Raw genomic sequence first — 14,989 nt, 5'->3', positions numbered from 1 at the left:
CCGGCCCCTGCGCTTCGCTCCGGGGTCCCCTCACTCCGGCCTTGCTCCCGGGAGGGCCGCGCTGCAGGGCCCATCCTGGGCCCCAGCGCTTGACGGGCATCCATGCCCGTCACCTCCCTCCGCAAGTCCTGCGTTCGGCCTCCTGAAGTCGCGAAGTTACGAGCGGCGCCTGGACTGGCGCAGCTATCGCTAGTTGAAGCTTAATTAAGCTCTCGATTACATCGCGGGGCAAGCCCGCTCCCACGCAATAGTCGCCGTTATATAGATCCCTGTAGGAGCGGGCTTGCCCCGCGAAAGGGCCGGAACAGCCAATACATAATTAACTGTCAAACAACTAACTTCGAATTTCTTGCTCTTGCTCTTGCTCTTGCTTCTAAACGCGCGATAGTTCAGGCGCCACCAATTGCGACTTCAGGAGGCCGAGCGGAGTTCTTGCGTAGTGGGGCGACGGCCATGGATGGCCGTCGAGCGCTGCGGCCCAGGATGGGCCGTACAGCGCGGTACCCACGGGAGCAAGAACGGAGCGAGGGAACCCCGGAGCGAAGCGTAGGGGCCGGATGAATGGAAGTCAGCGGTTTTTGCCTACTTTTGCCCAAGAGCAAAAGTAGGTCGCCGTAAAGGCGAAAAGGTGCCTATGCGTCACCATCGCCAATGAATGCGCATAAAAAAATCAAAACAGTAATCCCCGAACCCCCGAAAACCCCCACCCCCAGAAAAGTTGGAAAGCTTCTTGCAAAGGCAGCGCCAGCCGCCACACAGGCGTCAAAGTTTTGCTTGAAGAGGAATAGCGGTGGATCGCACTCAGTTAATCAGCAACGCCCGCAACAACCTGGCCGGTCTCGGCCGGGGCAACCTCGGCGTGCCGCTGCTCCTGCTGGTGATGCTGGCAATGATGATGTTGCCGATCCCGCCGTTCCTGCTTGACGTGTTCTTCACCTTCAACATCGCCCTGTCGATCGTGGTCCTGCTGGTCTGCGTCTACGCCCTGCGTCCCCTGGACTTCGCCGCGTTTCCCACCATCCTGCTGGTGGCAACGCTGCTGCGCCTGGCGCTGAACGTGGCCTCCACCCGCGTGGTCATGCTTCATGGCCAGGAGGGCCATGGCGCCGCGGGCAAGGTGATCCAGGCCTTCGGTGAAGTGGTGATCGGCGGCAACTACGTCGTCGGTGCGGTGGTGTTCGCCATCCTCATGATCATCAACTTCGTCGTGGTGACCAAGGGCGCCGGGCGTATCTCCGAGGTGAGCGCGCGCTTCACCCTCGACGCCATGCCCGGCAAGCAGATGGCCATCGACGCCGACCTCAACGCCGGCCTGATCGACCAGGCCCAGGCCAAGTCGCGCCGCGCCGAGGTCGCCCAGGAGGCCGAGTTCTACGGCTCCATGGACGGTGCCAGCAAGTTCGTCCGCGGTGACGCCATCGCCGGCCTGCTGATCCTGTTCATCAACCTCATCGGTGGCATGCTGATCGGCATGCTGCAGCACGGCATGACCTTCGGCGACGCCGGCAAGGTCTACGCCCTGCTGACCATCGGTGACGGATTGGTGGCGCAATTGCCATCGCTGCTGCTGTCCACCGCCGCTGCGATTATGGTTACCCGGGCCTCGGGGTCCGAGGACATGGGCAAGCTGATCAACCGGCAGATGTTCGATTCGCCCAAGGCCCTGGCGGTCTCCGGTGCGTTGATGATCGTCATGGGCCTGGTGCCCGGCATGCCGCACATCGCCTTCCTCGGCCTGGGCGGGTTGGCTTGCGGTGGCGCCTACCTGGTATGGAAGAAACAGCAGAAGGCCAAGCTCGTGGCTGAGCAGGAGGTCCAGCGTCAGCAGGACCTGCTGCCTTCACCGCAGCGCGCCATGGACACCAAGGAGCTGGGCTGGGACGACGTCTCGCCCATCGACATGATCGGCCTGGAGGTCGGCTATCGCCTGATTCCGCTGGTGGACCGCAACCAGGGTGGCCAGTTGCTGGCGCGGATCAAGGGCGTGCGCAAGAAGCTCTCCCAGGACCTGGGCTTCCTCATGCCGACCGTGCACATTCGCGACAACCTCGACCTGCAGCCCAGCGCCTACCGCCTGACGCTGATGGGGGTGATCCTGGCCGAGGCCGAGATCTACCCGGATCGGGAGCTGGCGATCAACCCGGGCCAGGTGTTCGGCTCGGTCAATGGTATCGCCTCGCGGGATCCGGCCTTCGGCCTGGAAGCCGTGTGGATCGATGTCGGCCAGCGCGCCCAGGCGCAATCGCTGGGCTATACGGTGGTGGACGCCAGCACCGTGGTCGCCACCCACCTCAACCAGATCCTGCAGAAGCACTGCCATGAGCTGATCGGGCACGAGGAGGTGGTGCAATTGCTGCAGGTGCTGGCCAAGGTCTCGCCGAAGCTGGCCGAGGAGGTGGTGCCGGGTGTCATTTCCTTGTCGGGTCTGCTCAAGGTCCTGCAGGCGCTGCTCGCCGAGCAGGTACCAGTGCGTGACATCCGCAGCATTGCCGAAGCCATCGCCAACAACGCGGCGAAGAGTCAAGATACCGCCGCGCTGGTGGCGCTGGTGCGCGTCGGTTTGTCCCGCGCCATCGTGCAAAGCATTGTCGGCGTTGAGTCCGAGCTGCCTGTGATTACCTTGGAACCAAGGTTGGAACAGATCTTGCTCAATAGTTTGCAAAGGGCCGGGCAGGGTCAGGAAGATGGTGTTCTTCTTGAGCCGAGCATGGCCGAGAAGCTTCAGCGTTCGCTGATCGAGGCGGCCCAGCGTCAGGAAATGCAGGGTCAGCCGGCCATCCTCCTGGTCGCCGGCCCGATCCGCGCCATGCTGTCGCGCTTCGGTCGCCTGGCTGTACCGAATTTGCATGTTTTGGCGTATCAGGAAATACCTGACAACAAGCAAGTCACCATTGTTGCCACCGTGGGCCCCAACGGCTGAGGTAGTGGGTTATGCAAGTTAAGCGTTTTTTCGCCGCCGATATGCGTCAGGCCATGAAGCTGGTCCGGGATGAGCTCGGCTCCGACGCCGCCATCATCGGCAACCGCCGCATCGCTGGCGGTGTCGAACTGACGGCCGCGCTGGACTACAAGCTGTCCGCCCTGGCCCCACGCGTGCCCAATGCGGAGCTCGAGGACGAGTTGCGCAAGACGCAGTCGCGCATCGTCACCGCCCAGGCCGAATTGACCGGGCGCGGTGATGCCGTCGAAGGCGGCAACCGGCAATTGTTTGCCGGCCAGTCGCTGACTGCGTCCGAGCCGTTGATCGAACCGCATGTCGATGAGCCGGCGGTAGCCGTTGCGCCTGCTGCGGCCCCCGTCGATCCGCGTCTGTTCGATGCCATGCGCTCCGAGCTGACCGGCCTGCGCGAGCTGCTGGAAGTCCAGCTCGGTTCGCTCGCCTGGAGCCAGCTGCAGGGCAGCAAGCCACAGCAGGCCAACCTCTGGCGCCGTCTGCAGCGCCTCGGCCTGTCCGGTGGCCTGGCCCGCGAGTTGCTCGACCTCACTGCCGAAATCGAAGACCCACGTCATGCCTGGCGCATGGTCCTGGCACACCTGGCGCGGATGATCGAAGTGCCCGAGATCGAACCGATCGAGGAGGGCGGGGTCATCGCCATGGTCGGCCCGGCCGGCATGGGCAAGACCACCACCCTGGCCAAGCTGGCCGCCCGCTACGTGCTCAAGTACGGCGCGAACAACCTGGCGCTGGTCAGCATGGACAGCTTCCGCATCGGCGCCCAGGAGCAGCTCAAGACCCTGGGGCGCATCCTCAACGTGCCGGTCACCTATGTCGACCCGGGCGAGTCGCTGGCCCAGGCGCTGGAACCACTGCTGCGCAAGCGCGTGGTGCTGATCGACACCGCCGGCCTGCAGGCCAGCGACCCGGCGCTGCGCATGCAGCTCGAGACCCTGGCCGGGCGCGGCATCGCCGCCAAGAATTACCTGGTGCTGGCAACCACCAGCCAGAAGCAGGTGCTCACCGCCGCCTACCACAGCTACAAGCGCTGCGGCCTGGCCGGTTGCATCCTGACCAAGCTCGATGAAACGGCATGCCTCGGCGAAGTGCTGAGCCTTGCCATCAGTCATGAACTGCCGGTGGCCTATCTGACCGATGGGCCGCGCATTCCTGACGACCTGCAACTGCCGCGCAAGCACCAGCTGGTGAGTCGCGCGGTCAGCGTGCAGTTGCAGGACGAGCCCAGCGACGAGGCCATGGCCGACATGTTCGCTGATCTCTACCACAACCCTGGCAAGCGTGCGGGTTGAGGGTGAATACTGTGCAAAGTACCTACATCATGGGGTTGCCCGGCCGGACCGTGGCCTTGAACGTTCAGCCCCTCATGTGGCCTGGGTCCAAGCGAGACAAGGTAAAGAACAGACATGGGTAGCATGCATCCCGTACAGGTGATCGCCGTGACCGGTGGCAAAGGTGGCGTCGGCAAGACTAACGTTTCAGTGAACCTGTCCCTGGCGCTGGCCGAACTCGGCCGCCGGGTCATGTTGCTGGACGCCGACCTGGGCCTGGCCAATGTCGACGTTCTGCTGGGGCTCACGCCCAAGCGCACCCTGGCCGACGTCATCGAAGGCCGCTGCGAGCTGCGCGATGTGCTGCTGCAGGGCCCCGGCGGCGTGCGCATCGTCCCGGCGGCGTCCGGCACCCAGAGCATGGTGCACCTGGCGCCCGCCCAGCACGCTGGCCTGATCCAGGCCTTCAGCGAGATCGGCGACAACCTCGACGTGCTGGTGATCGACACCGCTGCGGGTATTGGTGACTCGGTGGTCAGCTTTGTCCGCGCGGCCCAGGAAGTGTTGCTGGTGGTGTGTGACGAGCCCACCTCGATCACCGACGCCTACGCCCTGATCAAGCTGCTCAACCGCGACTACGGGATGAATCGGTTCCGCGTGCTGGCCAACATGGCCCAGAGCCCGCAGGAAGGGCGCAACCTGTTCGCCAAGTTGACCAAGGTCACCGACCGCTTCCTCGACGTCGCCCTACAATACGTCGGCGCCGTGCCGTACGACGAGTGTGTGCGCAAGGCCGTGCAGAAGCAGCGGGCGGTCTACGAGGCCTTCCCGCGCTCCAAGTGCGCGCTGGCGTTCAAGGCCATCGCGCAGAAGGTCGACAGCTGGCCGTTGCCTGCCAACCCGCGCGGGCACCTGGAATTCTTCGTCGAGCGCCTGGTGCAGCCCACCAGTGCAGGGCCAGTGTTATGAACGCGAGTGGTTTCAAGATGTACAGCAAGGCCGCCAAGGACGCTCAGTACGAGCTGATCGAACGCTACGCGCCACTGGTCAAGCGTATCGCCTACCACCTGCTGGCGCGCCTGCCAGCCAACGTCCAGGTCGAGGACCTGATCCAGGCCGGGATGATCGGCCTGCTGGAAGTGGCCAACAAATACGATGCCAGCAAGGGCGCCAGTTTCGAGACCTATGCCGGTATCCGCATCCGCGGCGCCATGCTCGACGAGGTGCGCAAGGGTGACTGGGCGCCACGCTCGGTGCACCGCAACACGCGCATGGTCAGCGACGCGATTCGCTGCGTTGAAGCAAAGACGGGGCGCGACGCTAAAGATCACGAGGTTGCTGCCGAACTCCAATTGAGTCTCGATGATTACTACGGGATTTTGAACGACACCCTGGGCAGTCGCCTGTTCAGTTTCGACGACCTGCTGCAGGACGGCGAACACGAGGGGCTGCACGAGGATGGCGCCAGCAACCAGCTGGAGCCGGCGCGGGACCTGGAGGACGAGCGCTTCCAGGCCGCATTGGCCGAGGCGATCGCCAACCTGCCGGAACGCGAGCGCCTGGTGCTGGCGCTGTACTACGACGAAGAGCTGAACCTCAAGGAAATTGGTGAGGTGCTGGGGGTCAGCGAATCGCGTGTCAGCCAGTTGCACAGCCAGTGCGCGGCACGTCTGCGCAGTCGCCTGGGTGAATGGCGGGCGCGTTGAGCCAAGGTTCGATGCAGTCGTTTTTTTGTGGTGCCGAATTGATTGAGTGCGCGCTCGGCGCCGAGCGCGTTTAAGACTGCTTGGAGGTCTAATTGAACAAAGACATGAAAATCCTCATCGTTGACGACTTCTCGACGATGCGGCGGATCATCAAGAACCTGTTGCGTGATCTGGGTTTCACCAACGTCAAGGAAGCCGATGACGGCAACACGGCACTGCCGATGCTCACCAGTGAGCACTTTGACTTCCTGGTAACCGACTGGAACATGCCGGGCATGACCGGTATCGACCTGCTGCGCGCGGTCCGTGCCGACGAGCGCCTCAAGCACCTGCCGGTGTTGATGGTCACCGCCGAAGCCAAGCGCGAGCAGATCATCGAAGCTGCCCAGGCCGGCGTAAACGGCTATGTGGTCAAGCCTTTCACCGCCCTGGCGCTGAAAGAAAAGATCGAGAAGATCTTCGAACGCGTCAACGGCTGAGTCACGTCTGGGGGGCGCAATGGAGTCAACCAACAACTCTTTGGGTGAGTTTGAATCAACCCTGAAGAAGCATGCCCAGGAGCTGGTCGAGAGCCTCGAGCGCGGCCGGTTCGGTGATGCGGTGCAGCTGATCCACCAACTGAACCAGACCCGCGACCGCGGGCTGTACCAGGAGGTCGGCAAGCTCACCCGTGAACTGCACAGTGCAATCGTCAACTTCCAGATCGACCCGTCCATGCCGCAGGCCGAGGAAGTGTCGCAGATTACCGACGCCGCCGAACGCCTCTCCTACGTGGTTCGCCTCACCGAAGGTGCGGCCAACCGCACCATGGACCTGGCGGAGGCGTGCACCCCGGTGCTCAACGACCTCGCCGCCGAGGCCCAGAGCCTGTCCGCCGACTGGCAGCGCTTCATGCGCCGCGAGGTGGCAGCGCCGGAATTCCGTGAGCTGGTCAAGCGTGTGGACAGTTTCCTGGCGCACAGCGCCGAAGGTAACCAGAAGGTCGCCGGCCATCTCAACGATATCGTCCTGGCCCAGGATTATCAGGATCTCACCGGCCAGGTGATCAAACGGGTGACCGCGCTGGTCACCGAAGTCGAAAGCAATCTGCTCAAGCTCGTGCTGATGGCAAGCCAGGTCGACCGCTTTGCCGGGATCGAACATGACCACCAGCAGCTGCGCGCTGAAAAAGATCAAGAAAAACATCCGACTCGGGGTGAAGGTCCGCAGATTCATGCCGATAAGCGTGAAGACGTCGTGTCCAGCCAGGACGATGTCGACGATCTGTTGTCCAGCCTGGGTTTTTAAGGAGCACGTTTAATGAGCTTCGGCGCCGATGAAGAAATCCTTCAGGATTTCCTGGTAGAAGCCGGCGAAATCCTCGAGCAACTGTCCGAGCAATTGGTCGAGCTGGAAAGCCGGCCCGATGATGCGGACCTGCTCAACGCGATTTTCCGCGGTTTCCACACTGTAAAAGGGGGCGCCGGCTTCCTTCAGCTCAATGAGTTGGTGGAGTGCTGCCACATTGCCGAGAACGTGTTCGACATTCTGCGCAAAGGTGAGCGCCGGGTTGACGCGGAACTGATGGACGTGGTGCTCGAGGCCCTCGACACGGTCAACAGCATGTTCGGCCAGGTGCGCGAACGTACCGATGTCACGCCGGCCACGCCGGAGCTGCTGGCGGCGCTGTCGCGCCTGGCCGAGCCCGGTGGCGCCGAAGCGCCGGCCCCGGTGGTCGAAGCCGCGCCCGTGGTTGAAGCTGCGGCTGCCGAGCCCGACATCACCGATACCGAGTTCGAGCAGCTGCTCGACTCGCTCGATGCGGTCAAGGCCGAAGCTCAGGCTCATGAGCAACTGCAGGGTGAAGAAATCAGCGGCGGCGGTGACGAGATCACCGACGCCGAGTTCGAGTCGCTGCTTGACCAGCTGCACGGCAAGGGCCAGTTCTCGGCCGATGCCGCCGTCAGCGCGCCTGCGGCAGCCGCCCCGGCCAGCGATGAGATCACCGACGACGAGTTCGAATCGCTGCTCGACCAGTTGCACGGCAAAGGCACCTTCGCCGTCGACGCACTGCCAGGCGCCGCCGCGCCAGCGGCCAGCGCCGCATCCGCTGCGGGCGACGAGAGCATCAGCGAACACGAATTCGAGGCGCTGCTCGACCAGTTGCACGGCAAGGGCAAGTTCTCCGGTGACGCAGTCACCGCCGAAGCGCCTGCCGCTGCCGTTGCCGCACCTGTCGCGGCCAAGGCCGAGGTCAAGCCAGTTGCCAAGCCGGCACCGGCCGCCGCGCCCGCCGCAGCTCCGGCTGCCGCCGCCAAGCCTGCCGCACCGGCCCGCGCTCCGGCGCCTGCCGCCGAGAAGCACGGCGCCAGCGAGGCGGAAACCACCGTGCGGGTCGATACCGCGCGCCTGGACGAGATCATGAACATGGTCGGCGAACTGGTGCTGGTGCGTAACCGCCTGGTGCGCCTGGGGCTCAACAGCGGCGACGAGGCCATGTCCAAGGCCGTGTCCAACCTCGACGTGGTCACCGCCGACCTGCAGACCGCGGTCATGAAGACCCGCATGCAGCCGATCAAGAAAGTCTTCGGCCGCTTCCCGCGCCTGGTCCGCGACCTGGCCCGCCAGCTCAAGAAAGAGATCAACCTCGAGCTGGTCGGTGAAGAGACCGACCTCGACAAGAACCTGGTCGAGGCCCTGGCCGACCCGTTGGTGCACTTGGTGCGCAACGCCGTCGACCATGGCGTCGAGATGCCCGATGAGCGCGAGGCCTCTGGCAAGTCGCGCATGGGCCGGGTGGTGCTGTCCGCCGAGCAGGAGGGCGACCACATCCTGCTGTCGATCTCCGACGACGGCAAGGGCATGGACCCGAGCATCCTGCGCGCCAAGGCCGTGGAGAAGGGCCTGATGGACAAGGACGCGGCCGATCGCCTGAGCGAGTCGGACTGCTACAACCTGATCTTCGCCCCGGGCTTCTCGACCAAGACCGAGATCTCCGATGTATCCGGCCGTGGCGTCGGCATGGACGTGGTGAAGACCAAGATTTCCCAGCTCAACGGCTCGATCAACATCTTTTCGGCCAAGGGCCAGGGCTCGAAGATCGTCATCAAGGTGCCGCTGACCCTGGCGATCATGCCGACCCTGATGGTGATGCTGGGCAACCAGGCGTTCGCCTTCCCGCTGGTCAACGTCAACGAGATCTTCCACCTCGACCTGTCGCGCACCAACGTGGTCGACGGCCAGGAAGTGGTGATCGTGCGCGACAAGGCGCTGCCGCTGTTCTACCTCAAGCGCTGGCTGGTCCAGGACCACGAGCACGAGGAGCAGCACGAAGGCCATGTGGTGATCCTGTCGGTCGGCACCCAGCGCATCGGCTTCGTCGTCGACCAGCTGGTCGGCCAGGAAGAGGTGGTGATCAAGCCTCTGGGCAAGATGCTGCAGGGCACCCCGGGCATGTCCGGCGCGACCATCACCGGTGACGGCCGGATCGCGCTGATCCTCGACGTCCCGAGCATGCTCAAGCGTTACGCCGCCCGGCGTATTTGATTTCGGTGGCGCGCCCTGGCGGGTGCGCCGCCTAATGGAGTGTTTATGGCAGTCAAGGTCCTGGTGGTGGATGATTCCGGTTTCTTCCGCCGCCGTGTCTCGGAAATTCTCTCGGCGGACCCGACGATCCAGGTCGTGGGTACCGCGACCAACGGCAAGGAAGCGATCGACCAGGCGCTGGCGCTCAAGCCCGATGTCATTACCATGGACTATGAAATGCCCATGATGGACGGCATCACCGCGGTGCGGCACATCATGCAGCGCTGCCCGACGCCGGTGTTGATGTTCTCCTCGCTGACCCACGAAGGCGCCCGCGTCACCCTCGACGCCCTGGACGCCGGCGCGGTCGACTACCTGCCGAAGAACTTCGAGGACATCTCGCGCAACCCGGAAAAGGTCAAGCAGATGCTCTGCGAGAAGGTCCACACCATCTCGCGCAGCAATCGCCGTTTCAGCGCCTATTCCAGCCCGGCGCCGACTGCCGCGCCAGCTCCAGCCAGCAGTCATGCGCCGGCCAGCAGCTTCGCCAGCACCGCACCTGCGCGCACGACCGCCCCGGTGCGTACCGCGGCACCGGCCACCGCGCATTCGCCGGCGCCCAAGCGCAAGCCGTACAAGCTGGTCGCCATCGGCACCTCCACCGGTGGTCCGGTGGCGCTGCAGCGGGTGCTGACCCAGTTGCCTGCCGGATTCCCGGCGCCGATCGTGCTGATCCAGCACATGCCGGCGGCGTTCACCAAGGCCTTCGCCGAGCGCCTGGACAAACTGTGCAAGATCAGCGTCAAGGAAGCCGAGGACGGTGACGTGCTGCGTCCCGGCCTGGCGCTGCTGGCCCCGGGTGGCAAGCAGATGATGGTCGACGGTCGTGGCACGGTGAAGATCCTGCCGGGTGACGAGCGCCTGAACTACAAACCTTGCGTCGACATCACCTTCGGCTCCGCCGCCAAGTCCTATGGCGACAAGGTGCTCTCGGTGGTGCTCACCGGCATGGGCGCCGACGGTCGCGAAGGCGCGCGCCTGCTCAAGCAGGGTGGCAGCACCGTGTGGGCACAGGATGAAGCCAGCTGCGTGATCTATGGCATGCCCATGGCCATCGTCAAGGCCAACCTGGCCGATGCCGTGTACAGCCTGGACGAGATCGGCAAGCACCTGGTCGAGGCCTGCGTCTGATGGATGTGTTGAGCCTTATCGGCCTGATCCTCGCCTTTGTCGCCATTGTCGGCGGCAACTTCCTCGAGGGTGGCCACGTCGGTGCGCTGATCAACGGCCCGGCGGCATTGATCGTGCTGGGCGGTACCCTGGCAGCTGCGTTGCTGCAGTCGCCGCTGTCGTCGTTCAAGCGCGCGCTGCAGATCGTGCGCTGGATCTTCTTCCCGCCGCGGGTGGACCTGCCCGGTGGTATCGACCGGGTGGTGAACTGGAGCCTGACCGCACGCAAGGAAGGCCTGCTGGGGCTGGAGGGCGTGGCCGACGCCGAGCCCGATCCCTATGCACGCAAAGGCCTGCAGCTGTTGGTCGACGGCGCCGAGCCCGAGGCTATCCGCAGCATCCTTGAAGTCGACTTCCTGACCCAGGAGGCCCGCGACATACAGGCCGCCAAGGTGTTCGAGAGCATGGGCGGCTACGCGCCGACCATCGGCATCATCGGTGCGGTGATGGGCCTGATCCACGTGATGGGCAACCTGGCCGACCCGTCGCAGCTGGGCAACGGCATTGCCGTGGCCTTCGTCGCCACCATCTACGGCGTGGCCAGCGCCAACCTGATCCTGCTGCCGGTCGCCAACAAGCTCAAGGCCATCACCCTGCGGCAGTCGCGTTACCGCGAGATGCTGCTCGAAGGCCTGCTGTCGATCGCCGAAGGCGAGAACCCACGCTCGATCGAGCTGAAGCTGCAAGGCTTCATGGAGTAAGCCATGGCCCGTCGTCGCAAGATCGAAGAGCACGAGAACCACGAACGCTGGCTGGTCTCGTATGCCGACTTCATCACCCTGCTGTTCGCCTTCTTCGTGGTCATGTACTCGATCTCGTCGATCAACGAGGGCAAGTACAAGCAGATTTCCCAGGCACTGATCGGGGTATTCAACGACCCCGAGCGCAGCATGAAGCCGATCCCCATCGGTGACGAGCGGCCGTTGAGCGTCAAGCCCGCCGAGCCGCTGATCAAGGACAGCGAGCAGACCGATGCGGGCCTGGCCCAGACCAGCGCCGACCCGCTCAGGACCATCACCGACGATGTCCGCGACGCCTTTGGCGACCTGATCAAGTCCAACCAGATGACCGTGCGCGGCAACGAACTGTGGGTGGAGATCGAGCTCAACTCCTCGCTGCTGTTCGCCAGCGCCGACGCCATGCCCAGCGATGTCGCCTTCGAGATCATCGAGAAGGTGGCGAAGATCCTCAGGCCGTTCGCCAACCCGGTGCACGTCGAGGGCTTCACCGACAACCTGCCGATCCGCACCGCCCAGTACCCGACCAACTGGGAGCTGTCGTCGGCGCGGGCGGCGAGCATTGTCCGGCTGCTGGCCATGGAAGGGGTCAGCCCGGGGCGCATGGCCTCGGTGGGGTATGGCGAGTACCAGCCGGTGGCTGGCAACGACACCGCCGAAGGCCGTGCGCGCAACCGCCGGGTGGTGCTGGTGATCTCGCGCAACCTGGAGGTGCGCCGCAGCCTGACTGGCAGCGGCAGCGCCAATGCCACCCCGGATGCGGCGATGCGTCGGGCTGGCACACAAAGTGCACCAGCCTCGCCAGCGCCGTCGACCGGGGGCTGATTTCGTCAAATCCCCGTCACTGAATTTCACACCGTTCCCGGCAGGGCAGGCGGCCATACCGGGAGGAAGCAACGCACGATGAGAGTCTGGGCAGTAGCCAATCAAAAAGGTGGTGTCGGCAAGACCACCACCACCATCGCCCTGGCCGGCCTGCTGGCCGAGGCGGGCAAGCGCGTGGTCGTGGTCGACCTCGACCCGCACGGCTCGATGACCAGCTACTTCGGGCACAACCCCGATGCGCTCGAGCACAGTTGCTACGACCTGTTCCTGCACAAGGGCACGGTGCCCGAGGGCCTGCCGGGCCAATTGCTGCTGCCGACCAGCGACGAACGTATTTCGCTTCTGCCGTCAAGCACCGCACTGGCGGTGCTGGAGCGCCAGTCGCCGGGGCAGAGTGGCCTGGGCCTGGTGATCGCCAAGAGTCTGGCGCAGCTGTGGCAGGATTTCGACTTCGCCTTGATCGACAGCCCGCCGTTGCTGGGCGTGCTGATGGTCAACGCCTTGGCCGCCAGCCAGCAGTTGGTGATCCCGGTGCAGACCGAGTTCCTTGCGGTCAAGGGCCTGGAACGCATGGTCAGCACCCTGGGCATGATCAACCGTTCGCGCAAGCAGGCGCTGCCCTACCAGATCGTGCCGACCCTGTTCGACCGCCGCACCCAGGCGTCGCTGGGCACCTTGAAGGTGCTGCGTGACACCTATGGCGACCAGGTCTGGCAGGGCTACATTCCGGTGGACACGCGCCTGCGTGACGCCAGCCGCAATGGCGTCACGCCTTCGCAGTTCGACGGCAAGAGCCGTGGCGTGGTGGCCTACCGGGCGCTGCTCAAGCATATGCTCACCTACCGTTCCGCATTGCAGGTGGCGTGATGAACCAGGCACGGCACATCACCACCAAGCCACAGATGGCCTTGCAGTCCTATCTCGATGGGCTGTTGCAGGAGGCCACCGAGTCGTTCGAGCTGCCGGCGGAGCTGGAGGCACCTGTCGAGGAGCCTGTCGAGCAGGCCCCCGGCGATGACTTCGAAGCCGCGGTCCGCGAGGAACAGGCTCGTGACGCCCAGCGTCAGGTGGCCCCGGCCCTGCCTGCGGCGCGGCCCTTTGCCGAGCCGCAGGCGAAGGTCCTGCCGACCGTGCTGCCGCCTGCCGCGCCGGTGGTGGAACCGGTGGTCGCCGTGGTCGAGACCGAGGTGGTGGCTGAAGCCAGCATCCCGGTCCTGAGTGAAACCCAGGCCATCGAGCCCGTGGCGCCGCTGGTGGAGCTCAATGTGACGGTGGCACCCGCCGCGCCTACACCGCCGGCCAGCGTCGATGGCCGTCCGGATTGGGCCGCCGAACCGTTCGAGTGCCTGCTGTTCGATGTCGCCGGGCTGACCCTGGCGGTACCGCTGGTGTGCTTGGGCTCGATCTACACCCTGGCCGGCCAGGAGCTGACACCATTGTTCGGCCAGCCGGACTGGTTCCTCGGCATCCTCAGCTGCCAGGCGGGCAACCTCAAGGTGCTCGACACGGCGCGCTGGGTGATGCCGGATCGCTACCGCGACGACTTCCGCCAGGGTCTGCAGTACGTGATTTCGGTCCAGGGCTACGAGTGGGGGTTGGCCGTGCACCAGGTCAGCCGCTCGCTGCGCCTGGACCCGAACGAGATCAAGTGGCGCAGCCAGCGTGGTCAACGCCCGTGGCTGGCCGGCACGGTGATCGAACACATGTGCGCGCTGCTCGATGTCGCCGAACTGGCCGAGCTGATCGCCAGTGGCGCGGTCAAGCAGATGAACACCAAACACAACTGAATCAACGCCGCTACTGCCGCGGCAACACAGAGCACACCGCCGATGGCGGATTTTGAGGGCTAGGGGAATGAAAAAGTCGTCTGCACAAGGTTCCGAAGATCCGATCCTGCAGTGGGTAACCTTCCGTCTGGACAACGAGTCCTACGGCATCAACGTCATGCAGGTGCAGGAAGTCCTGCGCTACACCGAGATCGCTCCGGTTCCGGGCGCACCCAGCTACGTGCTGGGCATCATCAACCTGCGCGGCAACGTGGTGACGGTGATCGACACCCGCCAGCGCTTCGGCCTGATGCCGACCGAAGTCACCGACAACACCCGCATCGTCATCATCGAGGCGGACAAGCAGGTGGTCGGTATCCTGGTCGATAGCGTCGCCGAAGTGGTCTACCTGCGTCAGTCGGAGATCGAGACCGCACCGAACGTCGGCAACGAAGAGTCGGCCAAGTTCATCCAGGGCGTCTGCAACAAGAACGGCGAACTGTTGATCCTGGTCGAGCTGGACAAGATGATGACCGAGGAAGAGTGGTCCGAGCTGGAGAACATCTGAGTTGATCTTCGAGGTTGCTGTCATCTTCCTGGCGCTGCTCTGGGCGCTGAGCCTGTGGTTCTTCCTCAACTACAGCAAACGCCAGCGCGAGCTGGCCGCCCAGCAGGCCCAGGGCGATGCGCTGCGTGACCAGCGCATCAAGGACCTGGCCAAGCGCCTGGACGACTACCAGAACGGCACCGTGCGCATGGGCGAGGCGATCCATGAACTGCGCGCGGTGGTCGCGCCGTTGCCCGAGAAGCTCCAGCAACTGGAGCAGCGCGACCCCAACAGCGTCACCTTCGCCCAGGCCGCCAAGCTGGTGGGGATGGGCGCGAGCGTCGAGGAGCTGACCCAGACCTGCGGGTTGACCCAGGCCGAGGCGCAGTTGATGAGCAAGCTGCACCGCGGCGAGTGATGATCCGGGCGACGCAAGTCGCCCGGCTTGTA

Annotated in this window: 14 protein-coding genes; all 14 read left to right on the top strand. The window is 64.5% G+C overall.

Annotation, left to right across the window (positions count from 1 at the left end; translation table 11 throughout):
• Positions 1–790: 790 nt before the first annotated feature.
• Complete coding sequence (gene flhA, locus AC0MAZ_RS22015) at positions 791–2,920, top strand: flagellar biosynthesis protein FlhA (protein WP_475859162.1); 2,130 nt, start codon at positions 791–793, stop codon at positions 2,918–2,920.
• 11 nt (positions 2,921–2,931) lie between these two features.
• Entirely contained in the window at positions 2,932–4,245 is a 1,314-nt protein-coding gene (gene flhF / locus AC0MAZ_RS22010; protein ID WP_475859161.1) for a flagellar biosynthesis protein FlhF, read from the top strand.
• Positions 4,246–4,359: 114 nt separating this feature from the next.
• Positions 4,360–5,193 (top strand): flagellar synthesis regulator FleN, encoded by an 834-nt coding sequence (gene fleN, locus AC0MAZ_RS22005; RefSeq protein WP_016393812.1) that lies wholly within the window; start codon positions 4,360–4,362, stop codon positions 5,191–5,193.
• On the top strand, positions 5,190–5,930 hold the full coding sequence (gene fliA / locus AC0MAZ_RS22000; protein WP_050706656.1) for an RNA polymerase sigma factor FliA: 741 nt from the start codon (positions 5,190–5,192) through the stop codon (positions 5,928–5,930). The genes fleN and fliA overlap by 4 nt, the downstream gene beginning before the upstream one ends.
• A 104-nt stretch (positions 5,931–6,034) precedes the next feature.
• Positions 6,035–6,409: a chemotaxis response regulator CheY gene (locus AC0MAZ_RS21995; RefSeq protein WP_023630863.1), complete on the top strand. Its 375-nt coding sequence runs from the start codon at positions 6,035–6,037 to the stop codon at positions 6,407–6,409.
• A gap of 19 nt (positions 6,410–6,428) precedes the next feature.
• A complete protein-coding gene (locus AC0MAZ_RS21990; RefSeq protein WP_203651664.1) occupies positions 6,429–7,217 on the top strand; it encodes a protein phosphatase CheZ in 789 nt (262 codons plus the stop codon).
• 12 nt (positions 7,218–7,229) lie between these two features.
• Positions 7,230–9,455 carry a chemotaxis protein CheA gene (locus AC0MAZ_RS21985; protein WP_203651666.1) on the top strand — a complete coding sequence of 742 codons (2,226 nt, stop codon included), beginning with the start codon at positions 7,230–7,232 and terminating at the stop codon, positions 9,453–9,455.
• Positions 9,456–9,500: 45 nt separating this feature from the next.
• Positions 9,501–10,625, top strand: coding sequence for a protein-glutamate methylesterase/protein-glutamine glutaminase (locus AC0MAZ_RS21980; protein WP_203651668.1), 1,125 nt, complete (start codon positions 9,501–9,503; stop codon positions 10,623–10,625).
• Positions 10,625–11,365 carry a flagellar motor protein gene (locus tag AC0MAZ_RS21975; RefSeq protein ID WP_186735477.1) on the top strand — a complete coding sequence of 247 codons (741 nt, stop codon included), beginning with the start codon at positions 10,625–10,627 and terminating at the stop codon, positions 11,363–11,365. Before AC0MAZ_RS21980 ends, AC0MAZ_RS21975 begins: the two co-directional genes overlap by 1 nt.
• Before the next feature lie 3 nt (positions 11,366–11,368).
• Positions 11,369–12,226, top strand: coding sequence for a flagellar motor protein MotD (gene motD / locus AC0MAZ_RS21970; protein WP_475859159.1), 858 nt, complete (start codon positions 11,369–11,371; stop codon positions 12,224–12,226).
• 78 nt (positions 12,227–12,304) lie between these two features.
• The gene (locus AC0MAZ_RS21965; RefSeq protein ID WP_203651672.1) at positions 12,305–13,093 is read left to right on the top strand and encodes a ParA family protein; all 789 of its coding nucleotides are present in this window, start codon (positions 12,305–12,307) and stop codon (positions 13,091–13,093) included.
• Entirely contained in the window at positions 13,093–14,013 is a 921-nt protein-coding gene (locus tag AC0MAZ_RS21960) for a CheW domain-containing protein (protein ID WP_232856540.1), read from the top strand. The genes AC0MAZ_RS21965 and AC0MAZ_RS21960 overlap by 1 nt, the downstream gene beginning before the upstream one ends.
• 67 nt (positions 14,014–14,080) lie before the next feature.
• Entirely contained in the window at positions 14,081–14,560 is a 480-nt protein-coding gene (locus AC0MAZ_RS21955) for a chemotaxis protein CheW (RefSeq protein ID WP_003254393.1), read from the top strand.
• Position 14,561: 1 nt separating this feature from the next.
• Complete coding sequence (locus AC0MAZ_RS21950; protein WP_023630608.1) at positions 14,562–14,957, top strand: DUF2802 domain-containing protein; 396 nt, start codon at positions 14,562–14,564, stop codon at positions 14,955–14,957.
• Positions 14,958–14,989: the final 32 nt, after the last annotated feature.

The sequence above is a fragment of the Pseudomonas sp. A genome, assembly GCF_056270345.1.
Note: the sequence above shows the minus strand (reverse complement) of the source record. Positions and strands in the feature narration are given on the sequence as shown.